Below are 18,927 nucleotides of genomic sequence, written 5' to 3'. Positions count from 1 at the left end.
TTTTTGTATTTTCACGGAATTATTTAAGAAAGAAGGATAAAATAATGAAAAAATTTGAAAAATCAGCAAAACTTGACCACGTTTGTTACGACATCAGAGGGCCAGTTATGGATGAAGCAAACCGCATGATTGACCAGGGAATTGATATATTAAAGTTAAATATCGGCAATCCAGCTCCTTTTGGATTCCGTGCGCCGGAAGAATTGTTAAAACAGATGAATGAAAATCTGATAAATACAGAAGGATATTCCGATTCCAAAGGGCTTTTATCCGCAAGAAAAGCTATTGTGGAGTATAACAGAAAAAAGGGAATTGAGCAGGTTACAACCGATGATGTATATACGGGAAATGGAGTCAGTGAGCTGATTACGTTATCCATGCAGGGATTGTTAGATCATGGAGACGAGATTCTGGTTCCATCTCCGGATTATCCGTTGTGGACCGCATCGGTGACTCTTGCAGGAGGAACAGCCGTTCATTATTACTGTGATGAACAGGCAGAATGGTATCCTGATATTCAGGACATAAAGAAAAAGATTACAGACAAAACAAAAGGCATCGTTATTATTAACCCCAATAATCCTACCGGTGCTTTATACCCCAGAGAGATTTTAGAAGAGATCGTTTCCCTGTGCAGGAAAAACGGACTGATCATCTTTGCTGATGAGATCTATGACCGTCTGGTATTAGATGATCACGACCATGTATCCATCGCTTCTTTAGCACCGGATTTACTCACCATTACATTTAACGGCTTATCAAAATCCCATTTGATCGCAGGATACCGCTGCGGCTGGATGAGCCTTTGCGGAGATAAATCCTTTGCGAAGGGATATGTAGAAGGCATTAACCTGCTGTCCTCCATGAGACTCTGTTCCAATGTTCCCGCTCAGTCTGTCATCAGCATGGCTCTTGGCATGGAAGAAGAGACAAAGTCACTTCTGGTGCCGGGAGGAAGAATCTACGAGCAGAGAGAATATATTTACAAAGCCCTCAATGAGATACCAGGAATATCCGTAGTAAAGCCCAAAGCAGCCTTTTATATGTTTCCAAAGATTGATACGAAGAAATTCCACATAGAGGATGATGAAAAATTTGTCCTTGACTTCTTAAAAGATAAAAAGATTCTTCTGACGCATGGAGGCGGTTTCCACTGGGAAAGGCCAGACCACTTCCGGGTGGTATATCTGCCGGAACTGAACCAGTTAAAGACCGCTTGTGAAAAGCTTTCTGATTTTCTCACTTACTACATACAGAAATAATAAAATCTCTGAATCTCAAGACTTGGAAGTTTTTCGGTGATTCTGCATGCAGTACGGTTTCGGGTATCGGGTGCTGTGGCTGTGGTGTTCCATACATTCCTGGCACTTCCCATGCCTGGGGCAGTTTGTTTTTTTACAATTGCATTCATTGGTACCATTTGCTAACATCGTATCTCCTTTCCGTCATTGAATTCAGGCTTGATATAGAATAACACAGACCGAAAGGAAAGTAAATTAGGGAAAATCTCCCAAAAGTGTAGCCTTTTACTGATAATATGAATATATTTAATAGAGTGAAGCAGGAAAGGAAATACTTACATGGCTATTAAAATATTTATTGATCAGGGACATAATCCAAGCGGATACTTTAACAGCGGAGCAGAAGCCAACGGGCTTTATGAATCGGAGATTAATTACCAGGTAGGAATCTATCTGCGCAATCTTTTAAACGCTGATCCCAGATTCGAAGCCCGTGTATCAAGGCCGGAACCAGACACAGTATTGGGGGTAAATAATACCACCAGTTTAGCCAGGAGAGTAGCATTAGCCAATGAATGGCCGGCAGATTATTTTATCAGTATTCACTGTAATTCCAATCCAAACCCGGCGATTAATGGCACAGAGATTTATATTTACCAGTATTACACTCAGTCCCAGTGGCTGGCAGAACAGATCATGACCGGTATTACCCAGATGGTGGGAACTAGAAATAACGGAATCAGGGAGAACCAGTCTCTTTATGTGTTAAGAAATACCAACATGCCCTCCAATCTGATTGAACTGGGCTATCTAACAAACTATTCCGATGCCCAGAAGTTAAGAGAAGACCAGTATGGATTTGCATATGGAATCTATCTGGGATTTATGAGGTATTTTGGATTCGCTTAGGCAGTTTTAATAAGTCCTATTCCCGGTGAGAGAGCACAAAAGACCGTTTGAGCATGAGAAGACGCTCTAACTGTTTTAAAATATAAAATAGCAAGGCTCTTGCCTCAAATTCTTCCCGGTTTAAAGGCAGTTTCTGACCCTTTAACTGGGAAAGCAGAGTGTTTAGATCCTTTAGTAACCCTTCCACCGTATTCGTTCGGTGATAATCTCTTTGAATATTCTCCAGCAGCTCTGCCACCTGTTCGGCCTGCTTTGGAAGCAGGGTAATGCTTTTGATGTTTTCGTATATTTCCTGAAGAACTACGCTTTGCTGCTGGCGCATTTCAATATAGTCAATTTCATAAGTGTCCTTTTTCCACAGGGCATTGTTGTAATTGTTAAATGCACATTCTTTCGCTTTTTTTAAGCTTTCCTGAAGCAGGTGAATGTGTCTGGTATCAAATCTGCTTTTTTCTTCCTTATGAAGCAAAAGATCGGACATATATTTCAGGGTGTTCTTTACCCTTTGATCCACCTCTGCAGAAAGTCTCTGAAATTCTCCCTCTTTTTTCCTGAGATTCATATTCACTAAAACTCCAATGGAAGTGCCGATAAAAAACAAGGCGATCTCATTCCCAACCAGAGGAAGTGCCATGGACTTCTCTGTAAGAAAATGGGTGATGAGAACGGAATCCATGGCAATGGCTTCCCCCCAGCCTGCATAGAGGCACATCAGAGCAAATAAAAACAGATACAGGGCGAACCCGGATAAAGTAAATCCGAGAAAATAAAATATTACAGCAGATAAAAAAAGAGCGCCCAGGAATGCAAGGGTCCGGTTGCAGGCACTTTTTAAGGTTTCACGCTTTGTATTTTGTATACTTAAAACCGTTATAATTCCGGCAGTAGCAGAGTATTTTAAACCCAGTTCCCCGGCTATGGTAATGGCAAGTACAGCAGCCAGGGCTATCTTAAAACTTTTAATAATGGTTTCATATCGCATGGAACTTGCCTTTCTTCCCGTTTTCTATTATCATAACATAAATGCTTTTTTCAGCAAAGGGTTTTTGCCGGAGAAATTGTTGACAAGCCGTCAAAAGAAGTGTATGTTAGCGGTGATGAAACATCAAAGGAAAGAGGAGATCGCGATGGAAAGAAGAATTACAGGAAAGACAGGCCTTTTAGGGCTGATTGGATCACCGGTAGGACATTCTGGTTCACCAGCCATGTATAATTACAGTTTTAATAAATTAGGACTTGATTATGCGTATCTTGCTTTTGATATTAAAGTGGATGAAGTAAAACAGGCAATTGAGGCAATGAAGACCTTCCGTATGAAGGGCTGCAACGTAACCATGCCCTGCAAGAATGAAGCAGTAAAGTACATGGATGAATTATCCCAGGCCGCCCGTATTGTTGGTGCAGTCAATACCATTGTAAGCGAAGATGGGAAGCTGATTGGCCATATGACTGACGGAGAGGGGTTTGTGGATAATTTAAGGGACTATGGTGTGGAAATAAGGGGAAAGAAGATCATTGTCTGCGGCGGCGGCGGTGCTGCAACAGCCATTCAGGTACAGTGCGCTTTGGAAGGGGCAAGAGAGATCTCCATTTTCAATATTAAGGATGAGTTTTTTGAACGGACAGTTATGACAGCGGAAAAGATCAAAAAGGAAAAACCGGAATGCGTGGTCAATGTCTTTGATATTACAGATATGGAGACTATGAAAAAAGAGATGGAAACCAGTGATGTTTTTACCAATGCCACCATCGTTGGAATGAAGCCTATGGATGGGGAAAGTGTGGTAAAGGATGTATCCATGTTCCGCCCGGGGCTTGTGGTGGTCGACATTGTCTATGATCCCAAGGAAACCCGCATGTTGCGGGAAGCCAGGGAGGCAGGCTGCACCTGCATTAACGGAGAGGGAATGCTGTTGTGGCAGGGAGCTGCTGCATTTAGGCTTTATACCGGACAGGAGATGCCGGTGCAGGAGGTAAAGGAACTGTTTTTTCGCTGATAGAAAGAGGGGAATGCGATGAGAAGTGATTTTTTATGGGGTGGAGCTACGGCTGCCAACCAGTGTGAAGGTGGATTTAACGAAGGAAAAAGAGGACTGGGAACTGTGGATGTAATTCCCTGGGGCGAGAATCGCTATCCGGTTATGCTTGGAGACATGGACTATAAAGATCTGCCGGAGGATTCTTATTATCCATCGAGAGAAGCCATTGACCTGTATCATCATTACAAAGAGGACATTGCACTTTTTGCGGAAATGGGATTTCGCTGTTACCGGTTTTCCTTTTCCTGGTCCAGAATATTTCCAACAGGAGAGGAGAAGGAGCCGAATGAAGAAGGGCTGCAATTCTATGAAGATTTCATAAATGAGCTGTTGAAATATAACATAGAGCCGGTTGTTACCATCTGCCATTTTGATGTGCCCCTGGCTCTTGTGGACAAATATGGTTCCTGGAAAAGCCGTAAGATGATTGATCTCTATGTCAGATACTGCGATGCCATATTCCGCCGTTTTAAAGACACTGTGAAATACTGGATTACCTTTAATGAAATCAATATGCTGCTTCATCTGCCTTTTATGGGTGCAGGAATCCGTTTTAAGGAAGGGGAGAACCGGGAGCAGGTGAAATATCAGGCGGCTCACAATGAATTGGTCGCTTCTGCTATGGCAACCAGGCTGGCTCATCAGATCAATCCAGATTTTAAAGTGGGCTGTATGCTTGCAGCAGGGAATTACTATCCTTATAGCTGCAACCCGCAAGATGTATGGGAAGCGTTAAAGAAAGACCGGGAGAATTACTTCTTTATTGATGTTCAGGCAAGAGGAGAATACCCGGCATATGCGAAAAAGATGTTTGAAAGAGAAGGAATTGTTCTTGAAACAGAACCGGAAGATGAGCAGATTTTAAAAGAGCATACCGTGGATTATATTACATTCAGTTATTATTCCTCCCGCTGCATCAGTACGGATCAGAAGCTGATTCAGAAGTCAACTGCCGGAAATGCCATGGCAGGGGTGAAAAATCCATATTTAAAGGAATCCCAGTGGGGCTGGGCAATTGATCCTCTCGGGCTTCGTATTACGTTAAATTCCATTTATGACCGATATGAAAAACCTCTCTTTATCGTGGAGAACGGACTTGGTGCCGTGGACCAGGTCAACGAAGATGGAAGCATTGATGATGATGACCGTATTGAGTATTTAAAAGAACATATAAAAGCCATGACAGATGCGGTGGAACAGGACGGTGTTGATCTGCTGGGCTATACTCCATGGGGCTGTATTGATTTAGTCAGTGCTTCTACCGGAGAGATGAGTAAGCGGTATGGTTTTATCTATGTGGATAAAGACGATGCAGGACATGGCAGTTTAAAACGGAGCAGAAAGAAATCTTTTGACTGGTATAAAGGCGTGATCAAATCAAATGGAACGGTTTAAGTTGTACTTAATTTAGTACTTTGTTAAAATATTGACATTTTTCCGCAAAAAGAGTATATTTTAGGAAGAATAAGAATATTTTTATCAAATGGAGAGGAATATATCATGCTTAAACTAATGAGATCACCGCTTAAATATGTTCAGGGTCAGGGAGCACTTCTGCAGGTTTATGAAGAAACCAGAAATATGGGAAAATCATTTCTGTTTATCTGCAGCAACAGCGGTTATAAAAACTGTCATGAAAAGATTGAGAAGAGTTTTGAAGGATCCGATACTTCCATTCGTTTTGAGATTTTCGGGGGAATCAGTTCTGTCAGTGAAGTGGAAAAGATGCGGGCGCTGGTAAAAGAGCATCATATTGACTGTGTTGCAGCAATTGGCGGAGGTTCTGCCATTGATACGGCAAAGGCAACCGCTTATTATGAGAATCTGCCTGTTTTAGTTATTCCGACCGTGGTTGCCACCGATGCACCATGCACGGGATTATCGGTTATTTACCATGATGACGGAAGTTTTTCAAACTACATTTTTTATCCTAAGAATCCAGACGCAGTCATTGTGGATTCCGATGTGATTGCTAATGCTCCGGTCAAATTCCTGGTAGCAGGAATGGGAGATGCTCTTGGTACTTATTTCGAAGCAAGAGCATGCGAGAAAGCAAAAGCACCAAGTCTGGAGAACGGCGGAATTACAAAGTCAGCCATGGCACTGTGCAAACTGTGTTATGAGACTTTATTAGAAGATGGTTACAAGGCTTTAAAAGCCTGTGAGAATAAGATCGTTACACCTGCACTGGAGGCCATTATTGAAGCCAACACATATTTAAGCGGTGTAGGTGCTGATAACGGCGGACTTGCTGTTTCCCATTCTGTATACAATGGATTCACTTCCCTGGAAGAGTGCGAAAGTACCATGCACGGTTGTGTGGTAGCCTTTGGAACCATTGCACAGCTCGTTCTTGAGAATGCACCAAAGGAAGAACTTCATAAAGTGTTGGAATTCTGTGTCAGCGTAGGTCTTCCTGTAACCTTAAAAGAACTTGGTGTTACAGATAAGGAGCGGGTTCACATTGCGGCGAAACATGCCTGCGCAGAGGGAGAGAGCATCCATAATATGATCGGAGATGTGACACCGGAGCAGTTATATAACGCTCTTATAGCAGCCGATGTTTACGGACAGGAAATCTTAAATCAGTCACACAAATAATCAGACCGGAGAACAGCCATTCTTTCGTATTGCAGATTGATGCAATGCGAAAGAATGGCTGTTTTATTTCTATCAGAAAACGAAAGGAAAAAAACGGATCTTATCTGGAAATATTCGGGAAATTTGTTGTCATAACAACGGACTTACTGATTATACGGTGTTATTCTTTAAGTGTCAGCAAGTTGTTGGAGTGATATTTCTCTTTACTCTGTAAAAAAGTATGGATAAATTGTCAGAAACTTACCAACAATAAGTATGGATATTGGGTCATGGGAACAGAACTTTATTTTGTCCCGGAATAAGAAAGGAGTTAATGATATGAAGGCAGTAGTTGATAGAGATGGTTGTATTGAATGTGGATTATGTGCTTCCACTTGTCCGGAGGTATTTCGTATGGGAGATGACGGACCAGCAGAAGTTTATGTGGATGAAGTGCCTGCTTTGGCTGAGCAGACAGCAGTAGAAGCACAGGACGGCTGTCCTGTTGCGGTAATAACCGTGGAATAAATATGACACCAGCGCCTCTTTCTGAATGAACCTGATACCAGAGAGAGGCGTTTTTAGGAGGAATAATGAGCGAGCTAATTAACAACCGTGAGATGAGACAAAAGACCATTCAGGAGATTATCAGAAAACTCCATGAAGGAAAGACCGTAGACGAAGTAAAGGGACAATTTGAAAAAGCATTTCAAGGTGTTTCCGCGTCTGAGATTTCTGCCGCTGAATCAGCCCTGATTGCAGACGGACTTCCAGTGGAAGAGGTGCAAAAACTTTGTGATGTTCATGCCGCAGTTTTTAAAGGTTCCATTGAGGAGATTCACCAGCAAAAAGACCTGTCCCTGATTCCCGGTCACCCGGTTAATGTTCTGGTACGGGAAAATAAAAAGATTACTCATATAATAGAAGAAGAGATCAGACCCTTTTTGTCCCTTACCAAATTTGATGAAAAAGAAGAACTGAAAAAGCTTGTTGAGGGAATGAGAAAGTTAAAGGATTTATCCATTCATTATCAGAAAAAAGAGAACCTCCTGTTTCCCTTTATGGAAAGGTACGGTATGACAGCACCTCCGAAAGTGATGTGGGGTGTGGATGATGAAATCAGAAATCAGGTAAAAGAAGTCACCGCCCTGATGGAAGAAAAAACAGAAAGCAATGAGAGTTTACTTGAAAAAACAGAAGCAGTGCTTGAAAAAGTTCTGGAAATGATTTTTAAAGAAGAAAATATCATGATTCCCATGCTGACAGAGCAGCTTACAGAAGAAGAATGGAAAGAGATTGCCGATGGAAGCGGAGAGATTGGATTTATGATCGACCACATTCCGGTTTGGAACCCGGAACCAAAAGAAGAACAGAAAGGATCAAAGCCAGAAGAACAAAAAAATCAGGAAGGAACCATAACTCTTCCGTCCGGAACATGGCGTGACAAAGAACTGGCTGCCGCTCTCAATGCTCTTCCTTTTGATCTGACATTTGTGAATAAAGATGATGAAGTAAAATATTTCTCTGAGGGAAAGGAACGGGCATTTCCAAGAACCAGAACTATTCTGGGCAGAAATGTTTCCAACTGTCATCCGCCTGCCAGTGTTCATATTGTAGAAAAGATTGTGGAAGATTTTAAAAATGGAGTAAAAGATCAGGAAGACTTCTGGATTCAGATGAAAGATAAATATATTTTAATCCGCTATTATGCAGTAAGAGGTGAGGATGGAGAGTATCTTGGAGTCTTAGAAGTGACCCAGGATATCAAACCTATTCAGGAAATAACAGGGGAAAAACGGCTGTTATAAGTATAATATCGGTTATCTCAGCCATTTTTACTGGCAGAACGTATCTTATTCTGCCAGTGAAAGAATTAGAATTTGATAACTTTTGGATCACCAGCAAAAGAGTAGATCGTTGCTGTGGCATTCTTTAGATATAATACTTCAAATATTCCGTCATCAACAGAGTACATCTTGCTGAGTGCTGCACGGTTGTCTTCCATCATGGCTTCTTTTGCTTCCCTGCGTTCGTCTGCATATGCCTCTGCCTCCAGACGGATCCAGGTGCCCTTGTTCATGCCGGAAATCTCGATTTTTGGGTTTTTCTTCATCTGTGCAGAAACTGCTTTTGTATGATTCGTTGTAATGTAAATATTTCCCTCAAATTCGCATACAGCGCCGAAAGGACGTACACGAGGCTGGTCTCCCTCTGTTGTTGCAAGGTAAAAGGTACCGCATGCCTTTAGATAATCAAGAACTTCTTTCATTATGATTGCTCCTCTCCATATTATGTGTTATAATGTGCTCACGAGATTATTATATATCATAGAATATTTTTGTAAACTACGATATTTAATGATACCTAGTATCAAGGAGGATACTTATATGGAGAAAAAAGTATTGTTCGGTCTCTGCCCTTATGTAACTTCTCAAAAAGTATTAGCAGGCAAATGGTCCATATATTTATTGTATTTACTGCAGGAAGGACCTGTCCGTTTTAATGAGTTACAGCGCAAGATGCCGGAAGACATTACCCACACCACCTTATCAAGACAGTTAAAGACTCTGGAAGAGGAAGGTCTGATCATCCGTCACCAATACTCTCAGATTCCTCCAAAAGTAGAATATTCCCTTAGTGAGATCGGAATGAAGTTTGAAACGGTCTTAGAGGCTCTGGGCGAGTGGGGGAATGAGTACATTGATTTTGTGAAAAACAAGAATAAGATGGCATAAGATAACGGAGAGATCAGATGAGACAAGGATATGAGAATCTTTTTGACTTTAATATTGCTTTAATCGGTTTTATGGGAGCAGGCAAAAGCACAATATCCCACTTTTTAAGGGACAGGCTTTCTATGGAGGAAGTGGATATAGATGCTCTCATTGTTGAGCAGCAGGGAATGGCGATTAAGGATATTTTTGAAAAGCACGGGGAAGCATATTTCCGCAGTTGCGAAAGCAAAGCTATTGTGGATCTCCAATCCCGCAGACAGATCATTATCTCCTGCGGCGGCGGGGCTGTGGTCAAGGAAGAGAATGTGAAGAATTTAAAAAAGACCAGCCGTATTGTTTTATTAACTGCATCACCGGAGACAGTGCTGGAACGGGTTAAGGACAGTGATGAACGTCCCATTTTAAACGGCAATATGAATGTGGAATTCATCAGAGAGCTGATGAAGAAGCGGTCAGATATTTACCGAAAGGCTGCTGATCTGATTATAGAGACGGATGGTAAATCGGTGGAGCAGATCGGGGAAGAACTGATCGGGGCACTGAAACAACAGAATAAGAAAGCATAAGAGAAGGACGAGAATGGTCCTTCTTTTTTTGCACTGAAAAAAAATCTCATCTACACAACTTCTACAAATTCTCCTGCTATTCTTTTTATCAGAAATGAAAAAGGAGGATGCGTGATGGGATCTACGGTGAAAACCAGGGTATTGCGTATCGGCGGCATGACCTGTATTAGCTGCCAGAATAAAATTGAAAAAAAACTGCGGAATACGGCTGGCATAGTAAACGCAGAAGTAAGCTATAACAAAGGAACAGCCAGCATTACTTACGATACGGATATTATTTCGTACCAGGCGATTACAGGAATCATAGAACATTTAGATTACAAAGTTCTTACGGATCAGGAAAAGCAGGGATTGGATGGCAGCCGGATCACCGGCATCCTTCTGATCATTGCGGCGCTTTATATCATTCTCCAGCAGACAGGATTATTGAATCTTTTGTCTCCAAAACAGTTGGCAGACGAAAATATGAGCTATGGAATGCTTTTTGTAATCGGTCTTGTTACGTCGGTTCACTGTGTGGCAATGTGCGGCGGAATTAACCTGTCTCAGTGTATTAAACCTGGAAGTGAACCTGGCGAAGGAGGACGTTTTTCTTCCCTTCGGCCCACTTTTCTCTATAATCTTGGCAGGGTGATTTCTTACACAGCCGTAGGCTTTCTGGTAGGTGCCCTTGGTTCCGCCATCACCTTCTCCACGACTCTCCAGGGCATTTTAAAACTGGCAGCGGGTTTTTTCATGGTCATTATGGGCGTTAATATGCTTGGAATATTTCCATGGCTTCGCAGATTTAATCCAAGGATGCCTGCCATTTTTGCCAGAGGGATTCAAAAACAGAAATCAAAAAGCAACAGCCCCTTGATTGTAGGATTGTTAAATGGTTTCATGCCGTGTGGCCCTCTCCAGGCAATGCAGATCTATGCTCTGTCAACCGGAAATCCATTTTCAGGTGCACTATCCATGTTTATATTCAGTCTGGGAACCGTTCCGCTTATGTTTGGACTTGGTGCTATTTCAACCGTTCTTGGGAAGAAGTTTGCAGGAAAAATCATGACGGCAGGAGCAGTTTTGGTTGTGGTACTTGGAATGTCAATGGTTTCACAAGGCCTCAGCCTTTCGGGTGTTTCTGTTCCTGATCTGGTTTCCAATGAGGAAAGTGGGAATGCAGGACAGGGAGCCGGCACAGAGAGGAAGATGGAGGATGGGGTTCAGGTGGTGAAAAGCACCCTGACTCCCGGCAGATATCCCAACATTAAAGTACAGGCGGGAATTCCGGTAAAATGGATTATTGATGCACCAAAGGGCAGCATAAACGGCTGCAATAACCGGATGATCATACGGGATTTTGGAATGGAACATACCTTTCAGACGGGAGAAAATATCATCGAATTTACACCGGAAAAGACCGGAAAAGTATCCTATACCTGTTGGATGGGGATGATCCGGGGAACCATTTCCATTACTGATGAACCAATAGAAGGGGATTTAGGAGATTCTGGTTCTGATGGCTTATTAAAAGATCCGACGGATAAACCGGTTCCTGCCGGCTATGAGATTCCTACGGATGACATTGCCGTTGCAGAAAAATCCACGGATGAATATGGCAGTCCTATTCAGAAGATAACCATGACACTGACGGATAAAGGGTTTCAGCCTGCAGTGGCAGCGGTAGAATCCGGAATGGATGTACAATGGACCATTGTGGATCAGACTTCGGAAGACAGTTATGGAACCACACTTCTTGTGCCTGATTTTGCAACCCAGCTTCCTCTTGAAAAAGGAGAGAATCCTCTTTACTTTACACCAGCAGATAGTTTTGATTTTTCTACAGGAGACAATTCATTCTACGGTTATATTAAAGTTGTGGATAATCTGGAAAGCATGGATTTAAATGCAGTAAAAGAAGAAGTAAAGAATTTTAAGACACAGATCTGGCCGGAAGATACCTTCCAGGGAGCAGGCGGTTCCTGCTGTCAGTAAAGAGTCTTCTTGAAACGGACAGGAAAGGAGTTTGATAATGGAATTGTTGTTAAGCCACTGGCATTGCATTCTCCCGGCAGTCTTCATTGGAGCAGCCATGTTTTTTATGCGGGATAAATCAAAGAACGAAAAATAAAGTTATATTCAGGAGGATTTTAGATGAATCAGCAATTAAAGAAAAAAGCGTACAGAATTCTGTTATCCGCTGTTGTTATCATTGGAATATCAGCAGCACTGACTGCCTGTTCCAAGAAGACAGAGTCTAAAACAGACAATCAGACCAGCAAAAATCTGAATGAAGCAGGTGACCTTGTTATTCCGGTTAGTGAAATCAGTGAGACAGCAAATTTTTATCCCGTAAATGTAGACGGAAAGGATATGGAAGTGCTTGCAGTAAAGGCTCCCGACGGAACCATCCGGACGGCATTTAATACCTGCCAGATCTGTTATTCATCAGGCAGAGGATACTATAAACAGCAGGGAGATCTTCTGGTATGTCAAAACTGCGGCAATCGTTTCTCCATGGATCTGGTAGAAGTGGAATCCGGTGGCTGTAATCCATGGCCGATCTTTGATAAGGACAAAACAGCAACCGATGAATCCATTACCATCCCTTCTGATTTCTTAAAAGAATCGGAGCAGATATTTGCTAACTGGAAGACCACATATTAATTTTTGTATATTTTTAGACTCCTTTATAGAAATACTCCTCTATTTGTAGTAGTATGAAAGATAGAAATTCGATAAATATATGGAGTTTATAACAAATGATGGAAAAAAAGAGAATTATAGTGGCTGTAAGCGGAGCCAGCGGAGCACCTTTAGCTCAAACCTGTTTAAAGCAGCTCCGCCAGCTTCCGGAATATGAGATTCATCTGGTAATAAGCAAAGGCGGAGAATTAACCATACAGCAGGAAACCGGCCTGGATGTAGAAGAATTTAAGAAACTGGCTCACGTCTGTTATGACATTCACAACATTGGAGCCAGCATAGCAAGCGGAACCTTTCGGACCGAGGGAATGATTGTAGTCCCCTGCAGCATGAAAACCGTGGCGGGAATCCACAGCGGTTATTCCGACAACCTCCTTCTGCGGGCAGCCGATGTGACCATTAAGGAGAGGCGCAAGCTGATTCTGGTAGCGCGCGAGACCCCCTTTAGTCCCATTCACTTAAGGAATATGGAGTATTTGTCCACACTTTCCAATGTGGTAATACTGCCTCCTGTGATCTCTTATTACAACAACCCTCAGTCCATCGAGGACATTAATGTTCATATTGCCGGTAAGATACTGGATCAGATGGGCATTGATCTGCCAGAATTTCAGAGATGGCAATAGGTGATGGATATCTGCACTTTTTTGGAAAAAACTGGCTGGTATAGAAGAATAAATGTAGAACGGGCGGAGATCAGTAGAGGCTTCGCCCGTTCTTTTGGGATGTAAGTTGACGGTAAGTCCAACAAACGCTTTGCTATGCAAGAGGTTCCATCGTTTTGATATATTCTAAAATTTTATTTGAAACAGAAGATGATGCCTGCTCGATTTTTACAGTTAAATCTTTTAAATCATCAAAATCAGGAAACTCAATCAATACGGCTTCAAGTACTGAATATTTTGGCATAGTGGTTCGATTCCTGTTCCATTGGCTGTTTTTTAGTAATTCCCAATATTTCTTTTGGGTTTCTGCATTCTGCCCCATGAGCCAAAGTTCAAACCGCATTTCTCTATGATTCAGCACAATACCAAACCGCAGTTTTTTACTGCGTAAATAGTCATTAAAAAAAGGAAAATAGGTAAAATCCATATATCCAGGAGACACATTTCCAAAAGAATACTGAGAGGAAAGTACTTTTTCAAAATGAGCCTTTAAAGACATGACGTATTTAAGCAGTGCCTCATAAGCGGTCTGGATGTATCCGGTTTCTAAATGCTCTTTATAAACAGAAATGTAGCTGCTTAGTTTATTTTCCATATGATTGATCTCCTTCAAAGTTATAAGGGGGTATGGGGGACGATTTTTTGATTTCGCTAGATTCTTATCATACCATATGCGGCTATGGTTTTCCATACACTTTATATAAGGATTAAATGTCCCTTTACAAGTTGATTTACATCATTTCATAAGCCTGTTATAATATCCGTTAAAGAATTATTTATCAAATAACTGCAAAGCAGTCCGGAGGAAAAAGACATGACCAATGAAAAGCATTTTTGTACCTGCACCCAGACCACCTGTAAATTAAATCCATGCAATCACGATTCAGGCTGTGACCCATGTATACGGAAAAACTTAAACAAAGGAGAGATTCCAGGCTGTTTTTTTCATCTGATTGCTGATGATACATCTCATGTTAAGGATTTTACCATAGATGGATTTGTTAAGTTTTATCTGGATACAAAAAGCTCTTAAAGAAAAGGGGAAAATCATGGAAGAACTTGGGAATCAGGAAAAATCCTATATGAAGGTTATAAACTATATCAAAATGCAGATCCGTAATGGGGAATTATCAATAGGCGGAAAACTTCCGGCTGAACGGGAATTGTCGGAGATCCTGGGAATCAGCAGGAACTCCGTAAGGGAAGCCATCCGTACCTTAGATAATATGGGAATTATTGAAAGCCAGCACGGAGCTGGCAATTTTCTCACAGGAAGACTGGAAAACAGCCTGGTGGAATCCCTGTCCATGCTGTTTTTGCTCAATCAGATTGATTATAATCAGATCAGCCAGCTGCGAAGAGCCTTGGAGATGGAGGCGCTGGTTCTGGCAATTGAAAATATTGGAGAAGAGGAGATCGGCATTTTAAACCAGATTATATGCCAATTAGAAACGGATACAGAAGCCAATAATGTGATTCTGGATAAAAAACTTCACTATACCATTGCCCTGGCATCAAAAAATACGTTGATTGTCAGCATACTACAGGCACTTTCCGAGGTTCTGGATAAATTTATTGTGGATTTAAGACGGGAAATATTAAGTCAGGAAGACAGCAAAAGAGGAATGATGGAGGCACATAATGAGATGATAAAGAGCCTCATTACCAAAGATAAGCGTCTGGCTTATGAAGCCGTCAATAAACATTTTGATATTATTGATGAAAAACTGAGAGGAGAGGGAAGAAACATACATCAGATCCAGTGATTTGGCAATAGTATACAAATGGTATGTTAAAAAAATGACATTTATTGACAGATGTGATACAAAGAAGTATAATGACATAGAAAAGTGGTAGTACCAATTAGCTGCGGTAGGAAAAGAGCTGTGAAAAAGAATTTCGCAGCCATTCTTTTCCTCAAAGTGGTACTACCAATTACATGTAAAGTTTCATCAATGACAGGTATGATGTTCATACCGTTATCCTGAGTAAAGGAAGAAAGGGAGTCGTGACATGAATATTTTAGTATGCTTAAAGCAGGTGCCGGACAGCAATAAAGTAGAAGTGGACCCGGTAACAGGAGTATTAAAAAGAAATGGTGTGGAATCCAAGATGAATCCATACGATTTATTTGCTCTTGAAGCGGCACTGCGAATCAGGGAAAAATGCGGAGGTACCATCACTGCATTAACCATGGGTCCTGGTCAGGCAGCAGGAGTAATCAAAGAGGCATATGCCATGGGTGCAGACAGAGGTGTTTTAATCTCAGACCGTAAATTTGGCGGGGCAGATGTTCTTGCAACCAGCTATACCATATCTCAGGGAATTAAAAAATCCGGGAACTTTGACCTGATCCTTTGCGGAAAGCAGACAACTGATGGTGATACTGCGCAGGTGGGACCAGAGGTTGCAGAATGGCTTCAGCTTCCAAGCCTTTCTAATGTGTCAAAGATTGTGGAGATGAATCCTCATTCCCTTGTTGTGGAGATGGATATGACTCATGATCTTGAAGTGGCAGAGATTAAGTATCCCTGTGTACTGTCCGTGGATAAAGATATTTTTGTTCCAAGACTCCCCTCTTATGTGAAAAAGCAGGAGACAAAAGACCGTGACATTCAGGTGATTACTCTTTCTGATATGGAAGATCAGGAAGAAAAGCATTACGGTTTAAATGGTTCTCCCACCCAGGTAGAAAGAATTTTCCCGCCCCAGGTCAACTTAGAACAGGAGACATGGAGTGGAGATGGAAAAGAACTGACAGACCGGTTATTTCACAAACTAAAAGAACTGAAATTCGCCTGAGGAGGGAAAAAACATGGGGAAATTAGTCATTAATCAGGATAAGGTAGGAGACATCAAAAAGCTGATCAGTATCTGCCCGTTTGGAGCACTGGAGGAAGAAAATAACCGTCTCCAGATCAACGCAGCCTGCAAGATGTGTAAGCTTTGTGTAAAAAAAGGTCCCAAAGGAGCAGTGGAATACATAGAAGAAGCGGTGGAATCCATAGATAAGTCCCAGTGGAAGGGAATTGCGGTCTATGTGGATCATATTGACGGAGTGATTCACCCCGTTACATTTGAACTGATTGGAAAGGCAAAACAACTGGCTGGAAAGGTTCATCACCCGGTTTATGCTGTGATGATAGGTCATAACATACAGGCACAGTGTGAAGAACTTCTTCATTACGATGTGGATAAAGTATTTGCCTATGATGAAAAAGAACTGGATCGTTTTAAGATGGAGCCTTACACCAATGCCTTTGAAGATTTCGTTAAGAACCAGAAACCTTCTGCCATCTTAATGGGCGCAACTCCTGTAGGCAGACAGCTTGCACCAAGACTTGCGGCCAGGTTAAAGACGGGTCTGACGGCTGACTGCACCATCCTTGATATGAATGAGAATACGGATCTGGTGCAGATCAGACCTGCATTTGGTGGAAATATCATGGCACAGATTCTCACTCCCAATCACAGACCTCAGATGGCAACCGTCCGCTATAAAGTTATGGATGCACCTGAGCGTTTAAAGACCACACATGGAGAGGTGATATCCTGTAAACTAGGCAGGGAAAAGCTGGAAAGCCAGGTAACCGTACGTGATATTATTCCAAAGGAAAAAGAGCAGTTTATTGAAGGCGCAGAAGTTCTTGTGGTAGCAGGAAGAGGCGTGAAAAAGCAGGAGGATTTAAGTCTGTTAAAAGAGCTGGCTGACCTGTTGGGAGGTCAGATTGCCTGCACCAGACCCGTTGTGGAAGCCGGCTGGATGGACGCCAAGTGTCAGGTAGGACTGAGCGGGCGGACCGTAAGACCAAAGCTTATGATTGCCTGCGGCGTATCCGGTACAGTTCAGTTTACTGCCGGCATGAATCATTCAGATCACATCATTGCCATTAACAAAGATGAGACAGCTCCCATATTTAAAACTGCTAACTACTGCCTTGTGGGAGACTTATATGAGATTATTCCCGGCCTGATTAATCAGATCAAACAGGGAAAAACAGTAAGCGCATAAGGAAAATGAGTAAAGCTGAAGGAATTTATTAGCAGGTCAAACCACACAGACAGGAGTGAGTGAATATGGAATATAAGAAGCTGGATGCAGAGGATATGAATTACATACAGAGTGTGATAAAAGATAAGGAACGGATCTTATGCGGATCGGAGATCAACGAAGAATACAGCCATGATGAATTAGGGGATACGGTCAGTTATCCGGATGTGGTGATAAAAGTCACATCTACGGATGAAGTCTCTTCTATTATGAAATATGCGTTTGAAAAGGCAATACCAGTAACTCCAAGAGGAGCAGGAACCGGTCTGGTAGGTTCTTCCGTCGCCATAGAGCATGGTATTTTGCTGGATACCAGTCTCATGAATCATGTTCTTGAACTGGATGAGGATAACTTAACCATAACGGTGGAGCCAGGAGTGCTTCTCATGGAACTTTCTGCCTATGTAGAAGAACGGGGGCTGTTCTATCCTCCTGATCCGGGAGAAAAGTCTGCTACGATAGGAGGAAATATCAGCACCAATGCAGGTGGAATGCGTGCCGTAAAATATGGTGTTACCAGAGATTATGTCAGAGGTCTGGAAGTGGTCCTTCCTGATGGAAAAGTGGTGGAGTTTGGCGGAAAGGTAGTAAAAAACAGTACTGGATATGCCATGAAAGACTTAATGGTCGGCTCCGAAGGAACCCTTGGGATTATTACAAAGGCAATCTTAAAAGTCCTTCCTCTGCCAAAGAAAGCCATCAGCCTTCTGGTGCCGTTTAAAACTCTGGAGAAAGCCATCGGAACAGTTCCTCTCATTATTAAATCCAGAGCCATTCCAACAGCCATTGAATTTATGCAGAGAGAAGTTATTATAGATGCAGAGCAGTATCTGGGTAAAAAATTCCCTGACAGCAGCGCAGACGCATATCTTCTTTTGAAATTCGATGGGAATTCCTCAGAAGAGATTGAAAAAGATTATGAAAGTGTAGCCCGTATCTGCCTGGAACAGGGGGCTGTTGATATTCTGATTTCTGATACCAATGAAAGGGAAGAGTCCATCTGGAAAGCCCGCGGAGCATTTTTAGAGGCAATCAAAGGCTCTACTTCTTATATGGATGAAGTGGATGTTGTCGTCCCAAGGAGTTCTGTCAATGAAATGGTAGAGTATATTCACAGCCTATATAAAGAAGTTGATGTGAGAATTAAAAGCTTTGGTCATGCAGGAGATGGCAATTTACATGCCTATATTCTGAAAGATGATTTAAGTGAAAAAGAGTGGGAAGAAAAGATGAAAGCAGCCATGGATAAGATTTATGGCAAAGCAAGGGAACTAAGTGGCCAGGTATCCGGAGAACATGGAATCGGCTATGCCAAGAAATCTTATTTGATGAAGGCATTGGACCCTGCTACGGTAGAAATTATGAAAGGAATCAAAAAAGCATTTGATCCGAAAAATATCTTGAATCCTCATAAGGTTTGTCAGGTATAATCCGTATAAATAAAACAGGAATC

Annotated in this window: 21 protein-coding genes; 17 read left to right on the top strand and 4 right to left on the bottom strand. The window is 42.0% G+C overall.

Features of this window, described 5'->3' with window-relative positions; genetic code table 11:
- Nucleotides 1-44: 44 nt before the first annotated feature.
- Nucleotides 45-1,262 carry an aminotransferase class I/II-fold pyridoxal phosphate-dependent enzyme gene (locus tag FAY33_RS04240; RefSeq protein ID WP_143319494.1) on the top strand — a complete coding sequence of 406 codons (1,218 nt, stop codon included), beginning with the start codon at nt 45-47 and terminating at the stop codon, nt 1,260-1,262.
- Here the strand turns inward: FAY33_RS04240 and FAY33_RS19255 are convergent.
- Nucleotides 1,247-1,420, bottom strand: a complete 174-nt coding sequence (locus FAY33_RS19255; RefSeq protein WP_185967475.1) for a hypothetical protein — start codon at nt 1,418-1,420, stop codon at nt 1,247-1,249. The genes FAY33_RS04240 and FAY33_RS19255 overlap by 16 nt on opposite strands.
- A gap of 160 nt (nt 1,421-1,580) precedes the next feature.
- Between FAY33_RS19255 and FAY33_RS04235 the strand changes: the two genes are divergently transcribed.
- Nucleotides 1,581-2,150, top strand: a complete 570-nt coding sequence (locus FAY33_RS04235; RefSeq protein WP_143319493.1) for an N-acetylmuramoyl-L-alanine amidase — start codon at nt 1,581-1,583, stop codon at nt 2,148-2,150.
- 16 nt (nt 2,151-2,166) lie between these two features.
- Here the strand turns inward: FAY33_RS04235 and FAY33_RS04230 are convergent, their stop codons facing one another.
- Entirely contained in the window at nt 2,167-3,132 is a 966-nt protein-coding gene (locus FAY33_RS04230; RefSeq protein ID WP_143319492.1) for an aromatic acid exporter family protein, read from the bottom strand.
- Between the two features lie 145 nt (nt 3,133-3,277).
- Between FAY33_RS04230 and aroE the strand changes: the two genes are divergently transcribed.
- The 5 genes from aroE (at nt 3,278) to FAY33_RS04205 (ending at nt 8,577) form a co-directional block, all read left to right on the top strand.
- On the top strand, nt 3,278-4,147 hold the full coding sequence (aroE, locus tag FAY33_RS04225; protein WP_143319491.1) for a shikimate dehydrogenase: 870 nt from the start codon (nt 3,278-3,280) through the stop codon (nt 4,145-4,147).
- An 18-nt stretch (nt 4,148-4,165) separates the two neighbouring features.
- Nucleotides 4,166-5,584, top strand: a complete 1,419-nt coding sequence (locus tag FAY33_RS04220; protein WP_143319490.1) for a 6-phospho-beta-glucosidase — start codon at nt 4,166-4,168, stop codon at nt 5,582-5,584.
- A 105-nt stretch (nt 5,585-5,689) separates the two neighbouring features.
- Nucleotides 5,690-6,790: a glycerol dehydrogenase gene (locus FAY33_RS04215; protein WP_143319489.1), complete on the top strand. Its 1,101-nt coding sequence runs from the start codon at nt 5,690-5,692 to the stop codon at nt 6,788-6,790.
- A 318-nt stretch (nt 6,791-7,108) separates the two neighbouring features.
- Nucleotides 7,109-7,297 (top strand): ferredoxin, encoded by a 189-nt coding sequence (locus tag FAY33_RS04210; RefSeq protein ID WP_143319488.1) that lies wholly within the window; start codon nt 7,109-7,111, stop codon nt 7,295-7,297.
- A 65-nt stretch (nt 7,298-7,362) separates the two neighbouring features.
- The gene (locus tag FAY33_RS04205; RefSeq protein ID WP_143319487.1) at nt 7,363-8,577 is read left to right on the top strand and encodes a DUF438 domain-containing protein; all 1,215 of its coding nucleotides are present in this window, start codon (nt 7,363-7,365) and stop codon (nt 8,575-8,577) included.
- A 65-nt stretch (nt 8,578-8,642) separates the two neighbouring features.
- Here FAY33_RS04205 and FAY33_RS04200 read toward each other — a convergent pair whose 3' ends face one another.
- A complete protein-coding gene (locus FAY33_RS04200; protein WP_143319486.1) occupies nt 8,643-9,038 on the bottom strand; it encodes a pyridoxamine 5'-phosphate oxidase family protein in 396 nt (131 codons plus the stop codon).
- 118 nt (nt 9,039-9,156) lie between these two features.
- On the opposite strand from FAY33_RS04200, the gene FAY33_RS04195 reads away from it, so the two are divergent.
- The 5 genes from FAY33_RS04195 to FAY33_RS04175 all read left to right on the top strand — a co-directional run bounded on the left by FAY33_RS04195 (nt 9,157) and on the right by FAY33_RS04175 (nt 13,384).
- On the top strand, nt 9,157-9,504 hold the full coding sequence (locus FAY33_RS04195) for a helix-turn-helix domain-containing protein (protein WP_143319485.1): 348 nt from the start codon (nt 9,157-9,159) through the stop codon (nt 9,502-9,504).
- A gap of 17 nt (nt 9,505-9,521) precedes the next feature.
- Nucleotides 9,522-10,070, top strand: coding sequence for a shikimate kinase (locus FAY33_RS04190; protein WP_143319484.1), 549 nt, complete (start codon nt 9,522-9,524; stop codon nt 10,068-10,070).
- Between the two features lie 114 nt (nt 10,071-10,184).
- Entirely contained in the window at nt 10,185-12,047 is a 1,863-nt protein-coding gene (locus tag FAY33_RS04185) for a sulfite exporter TauE/SafE family protein (protein ID WP_143319483.1), read from the top strand.
- Between the two features lie 159 nt (nt 12,048-12,206).
- A complete protein-coding gene (locus FAY33_RS04180; protein ID WP_143319482.1) occupies nt 12,207-12,719 on the top strand; it encodes a DUF2318 domain-containing protein in 513 nt (170 codons plus the stop codon).
- Between the two features lie 95 nt (nt 12,720-12,814).
- Nucleotides 12,815-13,384, top strand: coding sequence for a UbiX family flavin prenyltransferase (locus FAY33_RS04175; protein ID WP_143319481.1), 570 nt, complete (start codon nt 12,815-12,817; stop codon nt 13,382-13,384).
- Between the two features lie 133 nt (nt 13,385-13,517).
- Here FAY33_RS04175 and FAY33_RS04170 read toward each other — a convergent pair whose 3' ends face one another.
- Nucleotides 13,518-14,018 (bottom strand): hypothetical protein, encoded by a 501-nt coding sequence (locus tag FAY33_RS04170; protein WP_143319480.1) that lies wholly within the window; start codon nt 14,016-14,018, stop codon nt 13,518-13,520.
- A gap of 219 nt (nt 14,019-14,237) precedes the next feature.
- Between FAY33_RS04170 and FAY33_RS04165 the strand changes: the two genes are divergently transcribed.
- The 5 genes from FAY33_RS04165 to FAY33_RS04145 all read left to right on the top strand — a co-directional run bounded on the left by FAY33_RS04165 (nt 14,238) and on the right by FAY33_RS04145 (nt 18,904).
- On the top strand, nt 14,238-14,456 hold the full coding sequence (locus tag FAY33_RS04165; protein WP_143319479.1) for a DUF6485 family protein: 219 nt from the start codon (nt 14,238-14,240) through the stop codon (nt 14,454-14,456).
- 16 nt (nt 14,457-14,472) lie between these two features.
- The gene (locus tag FAY33_RS04160; protein WP_143319478.1) at nt 14,473-15,189 is read left to right on the top strand and encodes a FadR/GntR family transcriptional regulator; all 717 of its coding nucleotides are present in this window, start codon (nt 14,473-14,475) and stop codon (nt 15,187-15,189) included.
- A 247-nt stretch (nt 15,190-15,436) separates the two neighbouring features.
- Complete coding sequence (locus FAY33_RS04155; RefSeq protein ID WP_143319477.1) at nt 15,437-16,225, top strand: electron transfer flavoprotein subunit beta/FixA family protein; 789 nt, start codon at nt 15,437-15,439, stop codon at nt 16,223-16,225.
- Between the two features lie 13 nt (nt 16,226-16,238).
- On the top strand, nt 16,239-17,435 hold the full coding sequence (locus FAY33_RS04150) for an electron transfer flavoprotein subunit alpha/FixB family protein (protein WP_143319476.1): 1,197 nt from the start codon (nt 16,239-16,241) through the stop codon (nt 17,433-17,435).
- Between the two features lie 65 nt (nt 17,436-17,500).
- Nucleotides 17,501-18,904 carry an FAD-linked oxidase C-terminal domain-containing protein gene (locus FAY33_RS04145; RefSeq protein WP_143319475.1) on the top strand — a complete coding sequence of 468 codons (1,404 nt, stop codon included), beginning with the start codon at nt 17,501-17,503 and terminating at the stop codon, nt 18,902-18,904.
- Nucleotides 18,905-18,927 lie beyond the last annotated feature (23 nt).

Source organism: Clostridium sp. HBUAS56010 (assembly GCF_007115105.1).
GTDB lineage: Bacteria > Bacillota > Clostridia > Lachnospirales > Lachnospiraceae > Lacrimispora.
This window is presented reverse-complemented; position numbering and strand designations above follow the sequence as displayed.